18 protein-coding genes are annotated in these 19,014 nt (G+C 71.0%); 8 read left to right on the forward strand and 10 right to left on the reverse strand.

Translation table 11 applies throughout. From position 1 onward, the window contains the following. Nucleotides 1-4 precede the first annotated feature (4 nt). Nucleotides 5-1,138, forward strand: a complete 1,134-nt coding sequence (gene motB / locus FD678_RS18180) for a flagellar motor protein MotB (RefSeq protein ID WP_140727324.1) — start codon at nucleotides 5-7, stop codon at nucleotides 1,136-1,138. A 25-nt stretch (nucleotides 1,139-1,163) separates the two neighbouring features. On the opposite strand, the gene FD678_RS18185 is transcribed toward motB, so the two are convergent. Both FD678_RS18185 and FD678_RS18190 read right to left on the reverse strand, forming a co-directional pair. Further along, complete coding sequence (locus FD678_RS18185; protein ID WP_140727326.1) at nucleotides 1,164-2,945, reverse strand: M56 family metallopeptidase; 1,782 nt, start codon at nucleotides 2,943-2,945, stop codon at nucleotides 1,164-1,166. A 1-nt stretch (nucleotide 2,946) separates the two neighbouring features. Next, on the reverse strand, nucleotides 2,947-3,333 hold the full coding sequence (locus FD678_RS18190; protein WP_140727328.1) for a BlaI/MecI/CopY family transcriptional regulator: 387 nt from the start codon (nucleotides 3,331-3,333) through the stop codon (nucleotides 2,947-2,949). Between the two features lie 105 nt (nucleotides 3,334-3,438). Between FD678_RS18190 and FD678_RS18195 the strand changes: the two genes are divergently transcribed. The 3 genes from FD678_RS18195 (at nucleotide 3,439) to FD678_RS18205 (ending at nucleotide 4,885) form a co-directional block, all read left to right on the forward strand. Next, nucleotides 3,439-3,936 carry a hypothetical protein gene (locus tag FD678_RS18195; RefSeq protein ID WP_218569833.1) on the forward strand — a complete coding sequence of 166 codons (498 nt, stop codon included), beginning with the start codon at nucleotides 3,439-3,441 and terminating at the stop codon, nucleotides 3,934-3,936. Between the two features lie 8 nt (nucleotides 3,937-3,944). Further along, complete coding sequence (locus FD678_RS18200; RefSeq protein WP_140727330.1) at nucleotides 3,945-4,229, forward strand: DUF4031 domain-containing protein; 285 nt, start codon at nucleotides 3,945-3,947, stop codon at nucleotides 4,227-4,229. A gap of 86 nt (nucleotides 4,230-4,315) precedes the next feature. After that, nucleotides 4,316-4,885, forward strand: a complete 570-nt coding sequence (locus FD678_RS18205) for a cupin domain-containing protein (RefSeq protein ID WP_256661975.1) — start codon at nucleotides 4,316-4,318, stop codon at nucleotides 4,883-4,885. Between the two features lie 10 nt (nucleotides 4,886-4,895). Here FD678_RS18205 and FD678_RS18210 read toward each other — a convergent pair whose 3' ends face one another. After that, nucleotides 4,896-5,438 (reverse strand): DUF6630 family protein, encoded by a 543-nt coding sequence (locus tag FD678_RS18210; RefSeq protein WP_140727335.1) that lies wholly within the window; start codon nucleotides 5,436-5,438, stop codon nucleotides 4,896-4,898. A 120-nt stretch (nucleotides 5,439-5,558) separates the two neighbouring features. On the opposite strand from FD678_RS18210, the gene FD678_RS18215 reads away from it, so the two are divergent. Continuing rightward, on the forward strand, nucleotides 5,559-5,801 hold the full coding sequence (locus tag FD678_RS18215) for a DUF3297 family protein (RefSeq protein ID WP_140727337.1): 243 nt from the start codon (nucleotides 5,559-5,561) through the stop codon (nucleotides 5,799-5,801). A 39-nt stretch (nucleotides 5,802-5,840) separates the two neighbouring features. On the opposite strand, the gene FD678_RS18220 is transcribed toward FD678_RS18215, so the two are convergent. The 5 genes from FD678_RS18220 to FD678_RS18240 form a co-directional block, all read right to left on the reverse strand. Next, nucleotides 5,841-6,602 carry an ABC transporter permease gene (locus FD678_RS18220; protein ID WP_140727339.1) on the reverse strand — a complete coding sequence of 254 codons (762 nt, stop codon included), beginning with the start codon at nucleotides 6,600-6,602 and terminating at the stop codon, nucleotides 5,841-5,843. After that, nucleotides 6,599-7,543 (reverse strand): ABC transporter ATP-binding protein, encoded by a 945-nt coding sequence (locus tag FD678_RS18225; RefSeq protein WP_140727341.1) that lies wholly within the window; start codon nucleotides 7,541-7,543, stop codon nucleotides 6,599-6,601. Before FD678_RS18225 ends, FD678_RS18220 begins: the two co-directional genes overlap by 4 nt. A gap of 964 nt (nucleotides 7,544-8,507) precedes the next feature. After that, on the reverse strand, nucleotides 8,508-10,148 hold the full coding sequence (locus tag FD678_RS18230; protein WP_140727343.1) for a Na+/H+ antiporter: 1,641 nt from the start codon (nucleotides 10,146-10,148) through the stop codon (nucleotides 8,508-8,510). 199 nt (nucleotides 10,149-10,347) lie between these two features. Continuing rightward, nucleotides 10,348-11,169: a DODA-type extradiol aromatic ring-opening family dioxygenase gene (locus FD678_RS18235; RefSeq protein ID WP_140727345.1), complete on the reverse strand. Its 822-nt coding sequence runs from the start codon at nucleotides 11,167-11,169 to the stop codon at nucleotides 10,348-10,350. 30 nt (nucleotides 11,170-11,199) lie between these two features. Next, nucleotides 11,200-11,604, reverse strand: a complete 405-nt coding sequence (locus tag FD678_RS18240; RefSeq protein ID WP_140727347.1) for a DoxX family protein — start codon at nucleotides 11,602-11,604, stop codon at nucleotides 11,200-11,202. Nucleotides 11,605-11,707: 103 nt separating this feature from the next. Between FD678_RS18240 and FD678_RS18245 the strand changes: the two genes are divergently transcribed. Continuing rightward, complete coding sequence (locus FD678_RS18245) at nucleotides 11,708-12,601, forward strand: LysR family transcriptional regulator (RefSeq protein WP_140727349.1); 894 nt, start codon at nucleotides 11,708-11,710, stop codon at nucleotides 12,599-12,601. 42 nt (nucleotides 12,602-12,643) lie between these two features. On the opposite strand, the gene FD678_RS18250 is transcribed toward FD678_RS18245, so the two are convergent. After that, nucleotides 12,644-13,582, reverse strand: a complete 939-nt coding sequence (locus FD678_RS18250; RefSeq protein WP_140727351.1) for a LysR family transcriptional regulator — start codon at nucleotides 13,580-13,582, stop codon at nucleotides 12,644-12,646. 139 nt (nucleotides 13,583-13,721) lie between these two features. On the opposite strand from FD678_RS18250, the gene FD678_RS18255 reads away from it, so the two are divergent. After that, complete coding sequence (locus FD678_RS18255) at nucleotides 13,722-14,801, forward strand: aldo/keto reductase (RefSeq protein ID WP_140727354.1); 1,080 nt, start codon at nucleotides 13,722-13,724, stop codon at nucleotides 14,799-14,801. Nucleotides 14,802-15,646: 845 nt separating this feature from the next. Further along, nucleotides 15,647-16,642, forward strand: a complete 996-nt coding sequence (locus tag FD678_RS18260; RefSeq protein WP_140727356.1) for an aldo/keto reductase — start codon at nucleotides 15,647-15,649, stop codon at nucleotides 16,640-16,642. A 33-nt stretch (nucleotides 16,643-16,675) separates the two neighbouring features. Here the strand turns inward: FD678_RS18260 and FD678_RS18265 are convergent, their stop codons facing one another. After that, the gene (locus FD678_RS18265; protein WP_140727358.1) at nucleotides 16,676-18,916 is read right to left on the reverse strand and encodes a putative bifunctional diguanylate cyclase/phosphodiesterase; all 2,241 of its coding nucleotides are present in this window, start codon (nucleotides 18,914-18,916) and stop codon (nucleotides 16,676-16,678) included. Nucleotides 18,917-19,014 lie beyond the last annotated feature (98 nt).

The raw sequence follows: 19,014 nt of genomic DNA on the forward strand, positions 1-19,014 counted from the left end.
CGCGATGGCCGAGAAACCGACGATCGTCGTCCGCCGCGTCAGGAAGGGGCGCCGCGGTGGCCATCATGGCGGCGCGTGGAAGGTGGCCTACGCCGACTTCGTCACGGCGATGATGGCGTTCTTCCTGGTGCTGTGGCTGCTGGGCGCCACCACGCCCCGGCAACGCGCGGCGATTTCCGAATACTTCCGGAGTCCCTCGCCGCTGGCGGGCGAAAGCCCGGCCCCGTCGCCCGGCATGAACGGCCCGGGCGGCGCCAGCAGCTCGATGATCAAGCTCGGCGGCACGATGGAGATCCCGCGCGGGCCGGGCCGCGACTTCGCCCTGAACAAGATCGACCCGCAATCGCCGGAACAGCAGCGCCAGCAGGAGAAACGGCGCCTCGAGGCGTTGATGCAGCAGTTGCAGGAAGCGATCGGCCGCAGCCAGGCGCTGGAACCGTTCAAGGACCAGCTGCTGCTGGACCTGACCCCCGAGGGCCTGCGCATCCAGATCGTCGACCAGCAGAACCGCCCGATGTTCGACATCGGCAGCGCGCGGCTGAAGGACTACACCAGCGCGATCCTGCGCGAGCTGGCGCGCTTCATCAACCAGGTGCCCAACCACATCAGCATCACCGGCCACACCGACACCACCGCCTACAGCTCCGGCACCGGCTACGGCAACTGGGAGCTGAGCGCGGACCGCGCCAATGCCGCGCGGCGCACGCTGGTCGCCGGCGGCATGGAGGACGCCAAGGTGGTTCGCGTGGTGGGGCTGTCGTCGTCGGTGCTGTTCGACAAGGCCGATCCGCACAATCCGATCAACCGCCGCATCAGCATCGTGGTGATGACGCACGACGCCGAGCAGGCCGCGCTGGCAGGCAGCGGGCAGCCGCTCGCGCTGGGGCCGGCGCAGCCCGATGCGGACACCCGGGTTCCCGAACTTCGCGGCGATGCGCCCGCGCCGCCGCCGGAACCGTCGCAGGGCTCCTCCACGCCACCCGCCCGGCCTGCCGCTCCCGTCGCCGCGAGCGGCACCGGCGCGGATCGCGCCGACGTTTCGACCGCCGGCCAGGTGGCGGCGGCCGCGTCGCTGGCGCGGGCCGCCGAAGTCGCGGCCCGTGCCCAGCGGGAAGCCGGCACGCCCGCGCAGCACTGAAACCGCGGCAGGCCCGCGCGCGCGGCTACAGGCGCTGCGCGGTGCCGTTGCGGACGGTCTCGGCCGCCAGGCGGTTGGCTTCGTCGAGCAGGCCTTCCACGGCCGCCTTCTGGCGCTCGCCGATCGCCGACTGGCGATCCCCCAGTTCGCGCTGCTGTTCGCCCAGCGTGCGCTGGCGCTCGGCCAGCGCCTCGATCCGGCTCGACAGCGCCTCCTGCCCGGCGGCGTCGCGCCCGCCGCCGGTCGCCAGCTGCGCCTGGCGCGCCGCCAGCGCGGCGATCTGCGCTCCCAGCTCGCCTTGCTTGCCGCCGAGCGCGCCTTGCTGCCGGCCCAGCTCGCCCTGCTGCCGGTCGAGCGCTGTCACCGGCTCGTATGCGCGCTTGAGGCGGGCGATCGTGCCCGGATCGCGCACGACGTAGCGCGCATCGCCCTGGCGGAACCACCAGACCGGCGCGTTCCCCTCGCGCAGCCTGCGCGCCGCCGCCACATCCGGCGACTGGCCGACCGCGTGCGTATGGCCATCCTCGATCAGCACCCAGGCCAGCGCGCGGCCGTCGTCGAGCTCGATCAACGACATGCCGGCATCGGGACGCGGCGGCTTCGGCGGCGCCGGGGGCTCCGGCATGGGTGGCGCCTCGGGCGCGGTGGGCGCGGCGGGCGGCGCGGGAGGCCGCGGCAGCGCCGCCGGTTCGGGAGCCGGTGCGGGCGCGGCGATCGCCGCCGCCGGTGCCGGTGCCGGCGAGGCAGCGGGCCTGGACGAGGCGGCCTGGTTGGCCCGCTGCGCGGGATCGAGTTCCGGTTGCGCGACGACGCGGTAAGGCATCACGCCCAGCGCGCCGACCACCGCCACCAGCAGCGGCCCGGCGACGCGCCAGGCGGGAACATGCGATTGCAACATGACGAGCCTCCTCTTGAGGGCGACGAAATCGGGCGATGCGGCGCCGGCCACGGCGACCGCGCGCGGCGCCACGCCGAACTGCAGCAGCAGGCGGCCGTAGTCCTGCGGCGCCACGCGCGGATCGGCCAGCACCGCGGCGTCGCACGCGGCCTCGCGCGCCAGCGCGTACTCGCGCGCGGCCAGGTGCGCGACCGGATGGAAGAAGAACAGGTGCTGCGCCAGCGCCGGCCACCAGCCCCACAGCAGGTCGCGGCGCTGCAGGTGCGCCAGTTCGTGGCGCAGCGCCATGTCGATGGCATCGTCCGGGAGCAGCGGCAGCATTCGCGCCGGCAGCAGCAGGTGCGGCTCCAGCACGCCGACGAGCTGCGGCGAATCGATCGCTCCGCTCAGGCGCAGCGCCGGCGGCGCGACCCGCAACCGGCGCGCCAGTTCGCGGCAGCGCTGCTGCACCGGCCCGGGCACGAGCGGCGAGGCTTCGGCGATGCGCCGCCGCACCGCGCGCCAGTCGCGCAGGCTGCGCCATGCCATCCACAGCACACCGACGGCCCATATCGACAACAGCACCAGGGGAACCAGGTCGGACCAGGCGGTGCCGGCCGCCGCGACCGGCGCCGTGGCCTGCGGCAGGGAGAGCGCATCCGCCGGCATCGGCGGCAGGGCAGGCATCGCCACGACCGGCTCGGCGGCGGCAGGCGCCGGCAACCAGTGCAGCATCACCGGCGCCGGCCAAACCAACCCGGCCAGCAGTTGCAGGCTCACCAGCCACCACAGCCAGCAACGCCGGGCGGCGCCGAGCCGGGGCAGCCAGCGGCACAGCATCCACACCAGCGCCGCCAGCGGCAGCGATTGCAGCACCGCCAGCGCCAGCCGTCCCAGCACCACCCCGGCCCATCCCGCCATCGCGTCCATGTCAGTCCTCCTTGCGCCGCGACTGCAGCGTGGCGACCAGCGCCTCCAGCTCGGCCAGTTCGTCCTGGCTGATGTCGCGGCGTTCGGACATCCAGGCCACGAACGGCGAGACCGATCCCTGCAGCGTGGTCGCGACGAAGCGCCCCACCGCCGAGCGCACCACGTCGTCCGGGCGCGCGGCGGAGGCGTAGCGGTAGACCCCGCCGACCTGGCGCCGGCGCAGGTAGCCCTTGCCGCGAAGCCGCTCGAGCATGGTCAGCACCGTCGAGCGCGCCAGCCCGCGCGGCTCGCCGAACGCTCCCGCCACCTCGCTGGCGGAAGCGTCGCCGAGCTCGGACACGTACTGCAGCAGCGCCAGTTCCTGGTCGCCGATGGTCTTGCGGGGCATGCGGGCCTCCGGTTTGACTACAGGTGTAGACACTATGCCTGTCTACACCTGTAGTCAAGCGCGCTGCGCGCAGGCCGCCTGCGGCCCCGGTCGCGAACGCCTAGAATGGCCGCCCGCCACGACATCAGGGTTCACGTGTCCCGCAATTCCAAGGCCAAGCGCGACCAGCGCAAGAAGAAGCAGCCCAGGCGCCCGTTCGCCCGGCTCGACCGCGAGCAGCCGGTCGCCAACCATGCCGTGCTGCAGGACGGCGAGGGCCGCGTGGTGGCCGCGATCGGCCAGCAGGCCGGCGGCGAATGGCTGCTCGGCATCGGCGGCCAGACCATGGGCAGCGCGGACAACCCGGTGCCGATGCTGGCCATGCTCAAGCACCTGGCCAACGTGCAGGAAAAGGAAGGCAAGACCGTCAGCCTGCACTACTCCGAGCAGCTGCAGCAGATGATCGACGACCTCGCCGCCGATGAAGGCAAGAGCGCCGAGGAATACCTGGCCGGGTTGGTCGCCGAGTTCGAGGGCATCGAAGGCGACGGGGAAGGCGAGGACGCCGCCACCGGGACCGAGGACGCCCACCCCGAGGGCGAAGACGCCAAGCCGGCGTCCTGACCTGCGCGATGGCCGTCTATATCGACGATGCGGTGCACCCCTGGCGCGGCCAGCGCTGGGCGCACCTGCTCGCCGACACGCTGGACGAACTGCACGCGATGGCGGCGCGGCTGGGCATTCCCCGCCGCGCCTTCCAGAACAAGCTCAGCGGCGCGCACTACGACGTGACCGCGGAAATGCGCGAACAGGCGATCCTGTTCGGCGCCATCCCGATCTCCCGCCACACCGACCGCGCCCGGCTCAAGGCGCTGATCGCCAATGCGCGCGCGCAGGCGCGCGGCGAGCACCCGTAGCCGCGGCCCCGGGAGCCGACGACACCGCGGCCACGCCGGCCAGGGCATCCTCGGCCTCCCGGTCGACAATGCCTGCGGAGGTCGCAATGCCCGCCTCGTTCCCCACCGCCCTGCTGGGCGCCGCCATGGCCGCCGCTCCCGCCGCGGCGACGCCGCCGGCGCCCGAGCACCTGCATTTCGCCGACGACGGTGCGATCCCCAACAGCCGCCTGCCGCTGCTGCTGTACCGCGATGCGTTCGCGGCGCGCGGCGACGCCGGCGCCGCCTGGCTGGAACGGCGCTTCGCCGAGAACGGCTGGACCGGCGCCTGGCGCTGGACGATCTATCCGTTCCACCACTACCACAGCAACACCCACGAAGTGCTCGGCGTCCACGCCGGCTCCGCCACGCTGCAGCTCGGCGGCGAGCAAGGCCGCGCCGTGCGGGTCCAGGCCGGCGACGTGCTGGTCATCCCGGCCGGCGTGGGCCACAAGCGCCTCGACGCCAGCGCCGAATTCCAGGTGGTCGGCGCCTACCCGGGCGGCCGCGAACCCGACCTGATGCGCGGCGAGCCGGAGGAACGCCCGGCCGCGGACGCGCGGATCGGGCAGGTACCGCTTCCCGCGCGCGACCCGCTGCTGGGCGAGGCCGCTGGACTGCGGCAGGCGTGGCGCTAGCGGCGCGCGTTCAGAACGCGTCGTTGCCGGGCCGCACTTCCACGCCCAGCAGCGAGGTCAGCGCCAGCATCGCCTCGTCGTCGCGGCTGAGCGCGATCCACCCCGCGTAGGCGTCCTCGCCGGTGTTCCAGTTCCACAGCGAATAGCCGTGCTCGCGCAGGCGGTCGTAGGCGGTGGCCATCAGCGCGGGCACGTCCACCCCGGCGACGAAGTCCTCGTCGTCCAGGTCGCCGCCCCAGTCGATGCGCAGGTTCCAGCGCGCGGCCAGTTCGTCCATGGCGGACACGAACGATTCCACGTCCTTCCAGTCCACGTAGAAGCCCGACTGCCAGTCGATCGCATCCTTCAGCGCCCACAGCCACGCCTCGTCGCCGCCGTCGGCGACCTCGCCGCCCATGGCCTCGCGCCAGGCGTCGAACTGGCGCAGCGCGCCTTCCTCGTCGCCCGGGTTGATCAGCACGAGCAGGTTCCAGACCCGCGCGGGGTGGTCGTCCTCGTCGAAATCGGACGGCAGCTCGTCGAACTCTTCGTAATCGGCGCTGTTGTCGGGCATGGGCGGCATCGCAAGGGGAAACTCCGCGATTTTCCTCCCCGCGCCCGCATCGGGGAAGCCGCCCCGGGGCGCACGGTTTAAACTTGCGCCCTCCCAACGGCCCTTTCGTGCAGATCCAGAATGAGCGATACCCCTCCCGACCGCCTGGCGGTGAACCCGCAGAGCCCCTTCCACGATGCCGACGTGCTGGCGCGCGGCGTGGGCGTCCGCTTCAACGGCATCGAGCGCGACGACGTGGAGGAATACTCGGTCAGCGAAGGCTGGATCCGCGTCCAGGCCGGCAAGGCGCGCGACCGCCGCGGCAACCCGATGACGCTCAAGCTCAAGGGCACGGTCGAGCCGTACTTCCTGGCCGCCAAGTAAGCGCGAACCCGGGGCGCGAAGGCGCCCCGGGTTCGCGCATCACGGCTTGAGCCGGTACCCGCTGCGGAAGATCGCCCAGACGATGCCCAGGCACAGCAGCAGGAACGCCAGCGTCATCCCCGTGCTGACCGCGATGTGCACGTCGGCCTTGCCGTAGAAGCTCCAGCGGAAGCCGCTGACCAGGTACACCACCGGGTTGAACAGGCTGATCTTCTGCCACAGCGGCGGCAGCATGTTGATCGAGTAGAAGCTGCCGCCCAGGAAGGTCAGCGGCGTGACCACCATCAGCGGGATCACCTGCAGCTTCTCGAAGCCGTCGGCCCAGATGCCGATGATGAAGCCGAACAGGCTGAAGGTCGCCGCGGTCAGGACCAGGAATCCGGCCATCCAGAACGGATGGGCGATCTCGTAGTCGACGAACAGGCGCGCGGTGGCCAGGATCAGCACGCCCAGGATCACCGACTTGGTCGCCGCCGCGCCGACGTAGCCGACCAGGATCTCCCACCAGGCCACCGGCGCGGACAGCACCTCGTAGATCGTGCCGGCCCAGCGCGGCATGTAGATGCCGAAGGAAGCGTTGGAAATGCTTTCGCCGAGCAGCGAGAGCATCACCAGGCCCGGGATGATGAAGGCGCCGTAGCCGATGCCGTCGACATCGCCCATGCGCGAGCCGATCGCCGCGCCGAACACCACGAAGTACAGCGAGGTCGACAGCACCGGCGAGGCGATCGACTGCATCAGCGTGCGGAACGCGCGCGCCATCTCGAAGCGGTAGATCGCCGCGATCGCATGCAGGTTCATGCGCGCACCTCCGGCCGGCGCGCCCCATGCACCAGGCTGACGAAGATCTCCTCCAGCGAGCTCTCGCTGGTATGCAGGTCCTTGAAGTCGATGCCGAGCGCCTCCAGCCGCCGCAGCAGCGGCGCGATGCCGGTGTCCTCGGCCTGCGCGTCGAAGGTGTAGACCAGCGTGGCGCCGCCGGCCGCCAGTTCCAGCGGCAGCCCCTGCAACTCTTCGGGCAACCGCGCCAGCGGCGCCTGCAGCGTCAGCGCCAGCTGCTTCTTGCCGAGCTTGCGCATCAGCGTGTGCTTGTCCTCGACCAGCACCAGTTCGCCGCGGTTGATCACGCCGACGCGGTCGGCCATCTCCTCGGCTTCCTCGATGTAGTGCGTGGTCAGGATGATGGTGGTGCCCTGCTCGCGCAGCCGCCGCACCATCTGCCACATGCCGTGGCGCAGTTCCACGTCCACGCCGGCGGTGGGCTCGTCGAGGAACAGGATCTTGGGCTCGTGCGCCAGCGCCTTGGCGATCAGCACGCGCCGCTTCATGCCGCCGGACAGCGTGGAGATCTTGCTGTCGCGCTTGTCCCACAGCGACAGCTCGCGCAGCACCTGCTCCAGGTAGCCGGGATTGGGCGGCTTGCCGAACAGCCCGCGGCTGAAGCGCATGGTCGCCCACACCGTCTCGAACGCGTCGGTGGACAGCTCCTGCGGCACCAGCCCGATCGCCGCCCGCGCCGCGCGGTAGTCGCGCACGATGTCGTGGCCATCGGCCAGCACCCGCCCCGTGCTCGGGTTGACCAACCCGCAGACGATGCTGATCAACGTGGTCTTGCCCGCCCCGTTGGGGCCGAGCAGCGCGAAGATCTCGCCCTGCCGGATGTCCAGATCGACCTGCCTGAGCGCCTGGAAGCCCCCGGCATAGGTCTTGCTCAATCCCTGGATGGAAACGATCGGATTCACGTAAAACCCTGGAAGAACGACGAAGTCGCCGCATAGGCTAGGCGGAATGGCGAGCGGGACCAAGTCCCGTCTGGTTCTTCATCAGACGACTGGCGACAGCCGGGGAGCGGCTGTTGCCGTTGCTCGTGATTTTGCACGAGATGGGTAACACCTCCCCGCGCGGCGGCGCGCCAACCTCCATGGCCTACGAATATCGTTGCGGCGCGGCCCCTCCGAAGCGGCGGAGACGGCGGGAAAAACCCGAAGGGCGACGTGCATGGGCTCGCCGGAAAAAGGCGAAGCACTGCTTCGCCCCGGCGGGCGGGCATTCGCCGCGCGGCGAATGCCCCGGACTCGGCCGCGTAGCGGACGAGCACGTCGTTTTTCGCCGCGACAGGAGGTCGCGTCGAAAAATCCTGCCGGCTCCGCGAACCCGCAGCGCAGCTGCGGGCGCGCAGGCGGGGTGTGCTTGATCAGCCATGACCAGCCATTCGGCTGTTGTGAAGCGCTTCGGCTGCTGTGAAGCGCTTCTTTTGGTTACTTTTCTTTACGCGGCACATCCTTGTGCCGCGCCCTTCGGGCCGGCTCCGCCGTGCGGCGCCGCTCCTGCGGCGCGCGTGCACAAGCAAAGAAAAGTGACTCGCCAAAGGCGAAAGCTTTTGGCTTTATTGCCAAAGGCCCAAAAGGCCAAAAGCAACGTCCCTGGATGATCAGCCGTTCGGCTGCTGGAAAGCGCCTCCCGCCTTCGCGGGAATGACGATAGAGAGATTACGAGGACCGGATAGATAGATAGCGAAAAAGTCGCTGGGTCTTCGCCCCCGGCCATCGGACATAGCCCGATGGCGTTCAGCGCCACGCGAGCCAATGGCTCGCAACCAGCGTCGCTTCACCCCTGCCTGCGCGGGGACGGCGACAGGGAGAGAGCGCCAGAACGCCGTATCCCCCAAACAACAACGCAGCCGCGCCGCAGCAACACGCCCCCTCCCTAACTACGCTGCCGCGCCTCGATCAGATCCAGGTTCCGCACCAACCGCCGCGACAACTCATCGGAAATCCGCCGCTCCCGCGCCAACTTGAACAACTCGTTGCGCTCCGCCTTCAACCCCGCGCCGCGCAACTCCCGCACCGCCTGCTCGTACGCCCGCGCCTCCACCGGGTCGCGCTCGGCCGCATCCTCGCTCGCGCCGAGCTTGCGCTGGTACAGCGCGCTGACCTGCGTGGCGGCCGCGTTGTAGCGCTCGGCCAGGGCCTCGTCGTCCGCGTACTTCCGGCGCAGCCGCTCCACCGCTTCCAGCGCCGCGCGCGCCGACGCCGTGCGCGCCAGGTCCTCCTCCTGCTCGTGGTTGGGCTCCTCCGGCAGCTCCAGGCCCTTCAGCAGGCGCGGCAGCGCGATGCTGGCCACCACCAGCGAGACCAGGATCACCGCGGTGGCGAGGAAGATCGTCAGCTGCCGCGCCGGGAACGGCGAACCGTCCGGCATCAGCAGCGGCAGGGTCAGCACGCCCGCCAGCGTGATCGCGCCGCGCACGCCGGCCAGCGACGCCGCCACCATCACCCGCCAGGGCGGGCTCGCGCGCTGTTCGCCGCGGCGCTGCGCCTTGAACAGGTTCCAGCGCAACGACAGCCATACCCAGATGAAGCGCAGCGCCGCCAGCGTCGCGCTGATCGCCAGCACGTACACCGCCAGCCACCAGGGGTTGAGGTGACCCGCCTCGCGCACGCTGTGCACGGCGCCGTCCAGGATGCCCGGCAACTGTTCGCCGAGCAGCACGAACATGATGCCGTTGAAGGTGAACTGCACCGTGTCCCACACCGCCCAGCGCTGCACGCGCATGATGCCGGGCGCGTTGCCGCGCAGTTCCACGTAGCTCATCGTGATGCCCGCCGCGACCGCGGCGAGGATGCCCGAGGCGTGCAGCCATTCGGCCAGCAGGTAGGCGGCGAACGGCGTGAGCAGGTTCACCAGGATCGCCGAGCCCGGCTCCTCGCCGAAGTGGCGCCAGATCCAGCTCTGCACCCTGCTCAGGCCGAAGGTGACCGCCACGCCGGCCGCCAGCCCGGCCAGGGCCACCCAGAGGAAGGTCAGCGAGGCATTGGCGAGCGAGAACGTGCCGGTGACCACCGCCGCCACCGCGAACTGGAAGCACACCAGGCCGGAGGCGTCGTTGAGCAGCGACTCGCCTTCCAGGATATGCATCAGCCGCTTCGGGATCGGCGCCCGCGAGGTGATCGAGGACACCGCCACCGGATCGGTCGGCGAGATGATCGCCGCCAGCGCGAACGCCACCGCCAGCGGCATCGCCGGGATCATCCAGTGGATCAGCAGGCCGGCGCCGACCACGGTGAAGATCACCAGGCCGAACGCCAGCTCCAGGATCGCGCCCTTGTCGCGGAACAGGCCCTGCTTGGGGATGCGCCAGCCGTCCAGGAACAGCAGCGGCGGCAGGAACAGCAGGAAGAACAGTTCCGGCTCCAGCTCGTGGCCGCGGTCGAACACGCCGGCGATCACCGCGCCCAGCGCGATCTGCACCAGCGGCAAGGGCAGCGAGAACGGGAGGATGCGGATGAGGTAACCGCTGGCGGCCACCGCCAGCAGCATCGCCAGGACGACGTCGATCGAGTGCATGTTGGAGCGCGTATGCCTTTGACGGGTGACGGCACGCCGCGGCGGGCCATCGCGGGGAGCGACGCCGCACGCGGCGGCGCCACCCGTGAACATAACGGCTCGCGGGGATCGATGGAAACCGCCGCGCGCGGATGCCGCCGGGCGGCGACACCGCGCATTCATGCATGGCTGCGTGGATGCGCGCCGCGCAGGCGGATCGTCAAGCTCCCGCCGCGGTCCGGCGTTGCGGCCGGTCGCCGTCGAAGCGGTAGCTGTCCATCGCCAGGAAGCCCATGTCGATGCCGGCGTCGATCCGCTGCGCGCCGAGCGCGTCGCCGCCGGCCGCGCCCATCGCGAAGTACAGCGGCAGCAGGTGCTCGTCGGTCGGATGCGCGCGCTCGGCATGCGGCGCCTGGCGCCGGTAGTCGAGCAAGGCGGGTACGTCGTCGGCCTGCAGGCGCTGCTCCACCCATTCGATGAAGGGGCGCACGTAGGGGGCTTCCCCGCCGTCGGCACGGTCGCCGCGCCAGTCGCGCAGGTTGTGGGTGATCGAGCCGGAGCCGACCAGCAGCACGCCCTCGTCGCGCAGCGGCGCCAGCGCGCGGCCCAGCGCCAGTTGGTGCGCCGGCCCGAGTTCGGGCTGGATGGAGAGCGGCACCACCGGGATGTCCGCCTGCGGATACAGCAGGCGCAGCGGTACCCAGGCGCCGTGGTCGAGGCCGCGCTGCATGTCCAGCTGCGGATGCAGGCCGGCCCGCTCCAGCAGGCGATGGACCTGCCGGGCCAGCGCCGGCTCGCCCGGCGCCGGGTACTCGATCTCGTACAGCGCGGGCGGGAAGCCGCCGAAGTCGTGGATGGTCGGCAGCCGCGCGGCGCCGCCGACCAGCGGGCGCCGGCCCAGCCAATGCGCCGAGGCGACCACGATCGCGCGCGGGCGCGGCAGCGCCGCCGCCAGCTCGGCCAGCCGCTCACCGACCAGGCCGGGCCGCAGCGCGGTCATCGGCGAGCCGTGCGAGATGTACAGGGAAGGCAGGGCGTGCATCGATGTCTCCATGGACCAGGACCGACGTGCTCAGCGCGACTTGAGCGCGAACGCGCCGTCGCCGACCAGGAACTGCACCACCAGGGCGATCGCCCACACCGCCGGGTACTCCCAGCCGCCGCCGGGATTGGCGAAGCCGAAGCCGTTGGCGCCATGCACGGTCGCGATCGTGCCCAGCAGCAGGGGCACGCCGAGCAGGCCGAACCAGCGCGCGTAGAGGCCCAGGACCATCGTGAGGCCGAGCAGCAGCTCCAGCCCCATCGATACGTAGGCCAGGCCGCCCGGGAGGCCGAGCGACCGGAAGTAGCCGGCGGTACCGGCCGGCGTGAACACCAGCAGCTTGGTCAGGCCGTGGACCAGGAACAGGCCGCCCAGGGTGACGCGCAGCAGGGCGGCACCGTAGGCGGGCAGCGTTGAACGGACCGGGGTATTCATGGCGTCTCCAGGGGAGGCATTCGGAAGTACGTGCAGGCTATTCCCGCCGCTTTTCTGATAAAACACCGGCTACATCCATTGTTTATTCCTAAAAGCGCAACAAATGGACACCCTGGACGCGATGCGCGTGTTCGTGGCGGTCGCCGAACGCAACGGCTTCAGCGCCGCGGCCGAGGCGCTGGACCGGTCCACCGCCAGCGTCACCCGCCAGGTCGCGGCGCTCGAGCAGCGCCTGGGTACCCGCCTGCTCAACCGCACCACGCGCCGGGTCAGCCTGACCAGCGCCGGCACCGCCTACTACCAGCGCGCGGTGCAACTGCTGGCGGAGTTCGCCGACCTGGAAGCGGCGGTCGGCGCGCAGGCGCTGCAACCGTCGGGCCTGCTGCGGATCAACGCGCCAGTGAGCTTCGGCATCGCCCGGCTGGGCCCGTTGCTGGCCGGCTTCCGCGCCCGCCATCCCCAGGTCACGCTCGACCTGGCGCTCTCGGACCGGTTCGTGGACATGGTCGAGGAAGGCTACGACGTAGCGATCCGCATCACCCGCGAGCCCTCGCCCATGCTGATCGCGCGCAGGCTGGCGTCGGTGCGGGTGCTCGTCTGCGCCTCTCCCGGCTATCTGGCGCGGGCGGGCACGCCGCGGCTGCCCGCCGACCTGGCCGGCCACGAATGCCTGGCCTACAGCTACTGGTCCGGCGGCCAGGAATGGCGCCTGCGGCGGGCCGACGGCGGCGAGGAAGAAATACGCATCGGCGGCGGAATGCGCGCCAACAACGGCGACGTGCTGCGCGAGGCGGCGCTGGCCGGGATGGGCATCATCGTGCAGCCGGATTTCCTGGTGGCCGACGACCTCGCCGCCGGCCGGCTGGTGCAGGTGCTGCCGGAGTACGAGGCGCCGACGCTGGGCGTGTTCGCCGTCTACACCAGCCGCAGCCACCTCGCGCCGAAGGTGCGCAGCTTCATCGACTACCTGGTGGAAACGCTGGGCGGGGACCCGTAGCGCGCATCGGCGTCCGTCCCCGCGGGCGCGCCGCGGAGGACTTCAGCCGCGACCGGCCCCGTCGATGCCGTACGCCGCCCGGTCGTTGCCCAGGCACCGGCGCAGGTAGTCGATGAACACCCGCAGCTTCGGCGCCATGTGCTCGCGCGCCGGGTAGTACAGGTGCCAGCCCGCGAACGGCGCCTGCCAGTCGTCGAGCACGCGCAGCAGGCCGCCGGCGGCCACCTCGTCCGCGATCTCCCATTCGAACACCTGGCCGAGCCCGACGCCGCGGCGCAGGGCCGCCATCCCGACCGCCATATCGTTGACGATCAGCCTGCCCTCCACCTCGACCTGGAAATCGCGCCCATCGCGGGTGAACTCCCAGGGCTGGATGCGGCCGTCGCTGCGCCGCCAGCGGATGCAATCGTGGCCGACCAGCTCGGCGGGCGCGGCCGGCACGCCGTGCCGCTCGAAATACCCCGGCGTGGCGACGATCGCCTGCCGCAGCCGCGGCCCGATCGGCACCGCGACCATGTCGCGCGCCAGCGATTCGCCCAGGCGGATGCCGGCATCGAAGCCGCCGGCGACGATGTCGGCCAGCGTGCGGTCGGCATACAGCTCCACGGCCACGTCCGGATAGCGCGCCAGGAATCCGGGCAGATGCGGGCAGATCAGCTGCTCGGCGGCGGCCCCCGCCAGGTTGATCCGCAGCAGGCCGGAGGGCCGGTCGCGCAGGAAGTCCAGGTCGGCGAAGGCGGCATCGATCTGCTGCAACCCCGGCGCCACCCGCTGCAGGAAGCGCTCGCCGTGCTCGGTCAGCCCGACCCGGCGCGTGGTGCGGTTGAGCAGGCGCACGCCGAGCCGCGCTTCCAGCCCGCGCACGATCTGCGACAGCGCCGAGGTGGAGACGTCCAGCTCGGCCGCGGCCCGGGTGAAGCTGCCGTGGCGCGCGACGCGCACGAACGCATCGACCGCCGGGAGTGGATTGGGTCGCGTCATGCCGCCTCCGGAGTCCTGGCCCCTGCCGGCGCAATGCCGGATTATTTAGTTCTACTTCAAGGAAGGTTCGGATTTTGCGGATTTATCGGCATCGCCGCCACTCCTAGAGTGACCGCACTTCCCCGCAACGAGGTTCGCCATGCAACTCGACCATTACCGCCTGCTCGGCCGCTCCGGCCTGCGCGTCAGCCCGATCTCGCTGGGTGCGATGACCTTCGGCCAGGACTGGGGCTGGGGCGCCGACGAGGCCGGGTCCCGCCGCCTGTTCGATCTCTACGTGGATGCCGGCGGCAACTTCGTCGACACCGCCAACATCTACACCAACGGCAGCTCCGAGGCCCTGCTCGGCCGCTTCGCCGCCGGCCGCCGCGACCGGCTGGTGATCGCCAGCAAGTACACGCTCAACCCGTTCCCCGGCGATCCCAACGGCGGCGGCAACCACCGCAAGAACATGATCCAGTCGGTGGAAGCCAGCCTGAAGCGGCTCGGCACCGACTACCTCGACCTGCTCTACCTGCACATCTGGGACGGCACCACCCCGGTCGAGGAGATCATGCGCGGCTTCGACGACCTGGTGCGCGCCGGCAAGATCGTCTACGCCGGCATCTCCGACACGCCGGCCTGGCAGGTCGCGAGGATGCAGACGCTGGCCGAACTGCGCGGCTGGTCGCCGCTGGTGGCGCTGCAGATCGAGTACTCGCTGGCGCAGCGCACCGTCGAGCGCGACCTGCTGCCCATGGCCAACGAACTGGGCCTGTCGGTCCTGGCCTGGTCGCCGCTGGCGATGGGCATCCTGACCGGCAAGTACAGCCGCGCCGACCTGGAGCGCCTGCGCGCGCAGGGCGCAGCCAACTCGCCCGACGCCGGGAACGGCAGCCGCGGCGCGGTGGCGTACTCGCACGACATGCTCGACGAGCGCAGCATCGACATCGGCGAGGTGGTCAAGGCGATCGCCGCCGAATCCGGCCACTCCCCCGCGCAGATCGCCCTGGCCTGGCTGCTGCAGCGCCCGGGCGCACCGATCCCGATCGTCGGCGCGCGCACGCCGGAACAACTGCAGGACAACCTGGGCGCGCTCGCGGTGACGCTGGACGCCGAGCACGTCCGCCGCCTGGACGCCGCCAGCGCCATCCCCCTCGGCTTCCCGCACGACTTCATCCGCAGCCCGATCCCGCATCAGCTGGTATTCGGCGGCACACACGTGCAGCCCCGGGCCTGACCGGGGTCCAGAACGGCCGCACGTTCACTGTGCTGTTGCTGTTGCTGTTGCTCGTGATGTCGCACGAGATGGATAACATCTCCTCGCGCGGCGGCGCGCCAACCTCCATGGCCTACGAATATCACTGCGGCACGGCCCCTCCGAAGCGGCGGAGTCAATGGGAAACACCCGAAGGGCGGCGCACATGGGCTCGCCGGAAAAGGCGAAGCACTGCTTCGCCCCGGCGGGCGGGCATTCGCCGCCCGGCGAATGCCCAGGGCTCGGCCGCATAGCGGACGAGTCGCGTCCGAAAATCCCATTGGCTCCGCGGACCCGCAGCGCAGCTGTGGGCGCGTAGGCGGGGTGTGCTTGATCAGCCATGACCAGCCAGTCGGCTGTTGTGAAGCGCTTCTTTTGGTTACTTTTCTTTACGCGGCACATCCTTGTGCCGCGCCCTTCGGGCCGGCTTCGCCGTGCGGCGCCGCTCCTGCGGCGCGCGTGCACAAGCAAAGAAAGGTAACTCGCCGCAAGGCGAAAGCTTTGGCCTTTATCGCCAAAGGCCCAAAGAGCCCAAAAGCAAAGTCCCTGGATGATCAGCCGTTCGGCTGCTGAAAGGCACCTCCCGCCTTCGCGGGAATGACGGTAGTGGGATAACAGGAGCCGGACAAATTGCGAGGAAGACACTGGATCTTCGATCCCCGGCCATCGGGCATAGCCCGATGGCGCTCAGCACCGCGCCAGAAGCGATGACCAGAAACACGAACCTCCGCAACACTGCATCCCATCCCGGCCCACCTCCCACCATCCCACCGCAACATCCCCCTCGTCATCATGGCCCCCGCCCCATCCCCTCACAGGAGATCCCCATGAAGACCCGCACCCTCGGCCGCAACGGCCCCGTGGTTTCCGCACTCGGCCTCGGCTGCATGGGCATGAGCGCGTTCTACGGCGACCGCAGCGACGAGGCCGGCTCCATCGCGGTCATCCATCGCGCCCTCGAGCGCGGCGTCAGCCTCATCGACACCGCCGACATGTACGGCCCCCACACCAACGAGGTGCTGGTCGGCAAGGCGATCGCCGGCCGCCGCCACCAGGTGTTCCTGGCGACCAAGTTCGGCATCAAGCTCGACCCCAACGATCCGCAGGTGCGCGGCATCGACGGCCGCCCCGAGTACGTGCAGGCCGCGTGCGAGGCCAGCCTCAAGCGGCTCGGCGTGGACCACATCGACCTGTACTACCAGCACCGCGTCGATCCCGGCGTGCCGATCGAGGACACCGTCGGCGCGATGTCGCGCCTGGTCGAACAGGGCAAGGTGCGCTTCCTCGGCCTGTCCGAGGCCGCCCCCGCCACCATCCGCCGCGCGCATGCCGTGCACCCGATCGCCGCGCTGCAGACCGAATACTCGCTGTGGACGCGCGACCCCGAGGAGAACGGCGTGCTCGCCACCGTGCGCGAACTGGGCATCGGCTTCGTGCCCTACTCGCCGCTCGGGCGCGGCTTCCTCAGCGGTGCGTTCAAGAGCCCGGACGACTTCGACGCCGACGACTACCGCCGCCACTCCCCGCGCTTCCAGGGCGAGAACTTCGCGCGCAACATCGAACTGGTCGCGCAGGTGGAGGCGATCGCCGCCGACAAGGGCATCACCGCCAGCCAGCTCGCCCTGGCCTGGGTGCTCGCGCAGGGCGACGACCTGGTGCCCATCCCGGGGACCAAGCGCATCAAGTACCTCGAGGAGAACCTCGGGGCGCTGGACGTCACCCTGCTGCCGGACGAACTGGACCGCATCGGCTCGGTGTTCCCGCCGGGCGCCGCCGCGGGCGCGCGCTATCCCGCGGCGACCATCGGCGCGCTGCACCGCTGACCGGCGCGCGCTGGCAGCGTGCCGGCGGCCGCCTCAGGCGCGGCCGCGCAGGTACGCGATGATCCCGTCCAGCGGCGCCGGGGTCCCGAGCAGGTAGCCCTGCAGCTGGTCGCAGCCGTTCGCGACCAGCCAGGCCTGCTGCTCGGGGCGCTCCACGCCCTCGGCGATGACGCGCAGGCCGAGGCTGTGGCCGAGCGTGATCAGCGTGCGGCAGATCGCGGCGTTGCGCGGGTTGCCGTCCACGTCGGCGACGAAACTGCGATCGATCTTCAGCGAGTCCAGCGGCATGTGCTGCAGGTAGGACATGCTGGAGAAGCCGGTCCCGAAATCGTCCAGGGAAATGCGCACGCCCTGCGCATGCAGGGCGTTCATCGTCTGCAGCGCCTGGTCGGGATCGCGCACCAGGCTGGTCTCGGTCAGCTCCACGTGCAGCGCGCCATGGCCCAGGCCGAACTCGCGGCAGGCGGCGGCCACGTCGCCGGCGACGTCCGAGTTGAGGAACTGCAGCGCCGACACGTTGATCGCGATCGGCAACGCCTCCCATCCCGCGTCGGCCAGCCGGCGCCGGTCGCGCGCGCCCTGGTGGATCGCCCATCGCCCCAGCGGCAGGATCAGGCCGGTGTCCTCGCATAGCTTGACGAACTCGCCGGTGGACACCTGCCGGTGCTCGGGGCTGAGCCAGCGCACCAGCGCCTCCAGCGCCGCCGGCGCACCGCTGCGCGCGTCCAGGATCGGCTGGTAGTGCAGCTCGAACTCGCCCCGGTCGATCGCCTCGTGCAACCGCCCGATCAGGTGCAGGCGTTCGCTCAGGCGCGTGGCGATGGCCTTCTCGAAGTGCATCACCGTGACATCCGCCTCGCGCGCGGCATGCGCCGCCTGCGCGGCCTGCGCGATCACCTCGTCCGCGCGCAGGCCGTCCTCCGGGAAGCGCGCCACGCCGATGCGCACGTCCAGCGAATGCAGCGAATCGCGCCCGCGCACCGGCTCGGACAGCATCGCCTCCAACGCCTGCAGCGCGCGGTCGGGATCGTGTTCCTCGCCGATCGCGAGCACGAAATCCTCCGACGGCTGGAACGCCAGCCAGCCGTACTCCTCGGCCAGCGACTGCAGGCGCACGCACAGGTGGTGCAGCACGTCCTCGCCCACCCGCCGCCCCAGCGTGTCGCCGATCAGCTGCAGGCCGCGCAGCTGCACGTGCGCGACCGCATAGCGCGGCAGCGCGGCCTCCTGCAGCTGCTCGGCCAAGGCGGGCACGTTGAGCAGGCCGGTGGCCGCGTCGTGGCTGGCGCGGTGCGCGAGTTCGCGCTGGTAGGCCATGTACTCGCTGACGTTCTCGGCCAGCACCAGCCGCGCCTGCAGCCCGCCGATCTCCAGCATCGTGGTGTGCACGCGCACGTCCATGCGCGTGCCATCCCGGTGCCGGTGCACGACGGTGAGCAAGGTGCCGCGCCCGGGCGGATCGGGCTGGCGCAACTGCTGGGCCAGCCGCTCGGCCTGTTCGGGCAGGCCGATGTCGAGGATCCGCATCGACAGGAACTCCTCCCGGCTGTAGCCGTACTGCCGGATCGCCGCGGGGTTCACCTCCAGGAAGCGCAGCGTCTCCAGGTCGAACAGCCAGCACGGCAACGGGCTGATCTCGAAGATCCGCTGGAACCGGTACTGCGCGTCCGTGGCCAGCGCCTCGATCTCCATCCGTTCGCTGATGTCGACCACGGTCCCGGTCATCCGGCGCTCGCCGTCGTCCTCCACCATCGCGCCGCGCACCGCGATCCAGTGCTCGGCCTGCGCCAGCAGCAGCCGGCAGGTGACGTCGAATCCCTGGCGGCCTTCGCGGGCCTGCGCCAGGATGCGCTTCACCTTGTGCCGGTCGTCCGGGTGCACGCGCTCGACGAACGCGGCCACCGCCACGTCGCGCCTGCCCAGCCCGAACATCTGCATCGTCTGCGGCGCCAGGTGCAGCCATTCCCCGTCCGGCCCGATCCACCAGGTGCCCACGCCCCCGGCCAGGTGCGCGCGCCGCAGGTCCTCGTTGCCGGTGCGCAGGTCCGACAGCAGTTGCGCCTGCCGTCGCTCGGCGTGCCAGAGGCTGCGCAGCAGGTAGGCCAGGCTCAGGCCATAGACCGCGAGCAATGCGATCGCCAGGGTCATGAACATCCACCTCGGCCGCAGCGCCTCGCCATGGCCGGTCGCGGCGAACGCCAGCAGCAGCGCGGCCAGCACGCCGAAGCCGAGCACGCCGCGCCATTGCCACCGCCGCGACCGGAGCTGGCGCATCACGGCACTCCGCGCGCATCCGCGGGCACGCCAGGGGCGCGGCCACGCCGCCCCGCGGCCGGTGCGCCGGAGTTCAGGCCGGCGACTGTCGCACGCCG

The organism is Pseudomonas sp. Hp2 (assembly GCF_006386585.1).
GTDB classification, from domain to species: domain Bacteria; phylum Pseudomonadota; class Gammaproteobacteria; order Xanthomonadales; family Xanthomonadaceae; genus Pseudomonas_S; species Pseudomonas_S boreopolis.

Excerpts from the sequence above, each read along its gene's own strand:
- motB (WP_140727324.1), top strand. The coding sequence starts at position 5 with ATGGCCGAGAAACCGACGATCGTCGTCCGCCGCGTCAGGAAGGGGCGC.
- FD678_RS18185 (WP_140727326.1), bottom strand. The coding sequence starts at position 2,945 with ATGGACGCGATGGCGGGATGGGCCGGGGTGGTGCTGGGACGGCTGGCG.
- FD678_RS18190 (WP_140727328.1), bottom strand. The coding sequence starts at position 3,333 with ATGCCCCGCAAGACCATCGGCGACCAGGAACTGGCGCTGCTGCAGTAC.
- FD678_RS18195 (WP_218569833.1), top strand. The coding sequence starts at position 3,439 with ATGGCCGCCCGCCACGACATCAGGGTTCACGTGTCCCGCAATTCCAAG.
- FD678_RS18200 (WP_140727330.1), top strand. The coding sequence starts at position 3,945 with ATGGCCGTCTATATCGACGATGCGGTGCACCCCTGGCGCGGCCAGCGC.
- FD678_RS18205 (WP_256661975.1), top strand. The coding sequence starts at position 4,316 with ATGCCCGCCTCGTTCCCCACCGCCCTGCTGGGCGCCGCCATGGCCGCC.
- FD678_RS18210 (WP_140727335.1), bottom strand. The coding sequence starts at position 5,438 with ATGCCCGACAACAGCGCCGATTACGAAGAGTTCGACGAGCTGCCGTCC.
- FD678_RS18215 (WP_140727337.1), top strand. The coding sequence starts at position 5,559 with ATGAGCGATACCCCTCCCGACCGCCTGGCGGTGAACCCGCAGAGCCCC.
- FD678_RS18220 (WP_140727339.1), bottom strand. The coding sequence starts at position 6,602 with ATGAACCTGCATGCGATCGCGGCGATCTACCGCTTCGAGATGGCGCGC.
- FD678_RS18230 (WP_140727343.1), bottom strand. The coding sequence starts at position 10,148 with ATGCACTCGATCGACGTCGTCCTGGCGATGCTGCTGGCGGTGGCCGCC.
- FD678_RS18235 (WP_140727345.1), bottom strand. The coding sequence starts at position 11,169 with ATGCACGCCCTGCCTTCCCTGTACATCTCGCACGGCTCGCCGATGACC.
- FD678_RS18240 (WP_140727347.1), bottom strand. The coding sequence starts at position 11,604 with ATGAATACCCCGGTCCGTTCAACGCTGCCCGCCTACGGTGCCGCCCTG.
- FD678_RS18245 (WP_140727349.1), top strand. The coding sequence starts at position 11,708 with ATGGACACCCTGGACGCGATGCGCGTGTTCGTGGCGGTCGCCGAACGC.
- FD678_RS18250 (WP_140727351.1), bottom strand. The coding sequence starts at position 13,582 with ATGACGCGACCCAATCCACTCCCGGCGGTCGATGCGTTCGTGCGCGTC.
- FD678_RS18255 (WP_140727354.1), top strand. The coding sequence starts at position 13,722 with ATGCAACTCGACCATTACCGCCTGCTCGGCCGCTCCGGCCTGCGCGTC.
- FD678_RS18260 (WP_140727356.1), top strand. The coding sequence starts at position 15,647 with ATGAAGACCCGCACCCTCGGCCGCAACGGCCCCGTGGTTTCCGCACTC.
- FD678_RS18265 (WP_140727358.1), bottom strand. The coding sequence starts at position 18,916 with ATGCGCCAGCTCCGGTCGCGGCGGTGGCAATGGCGCGGCGTGCTCGGC.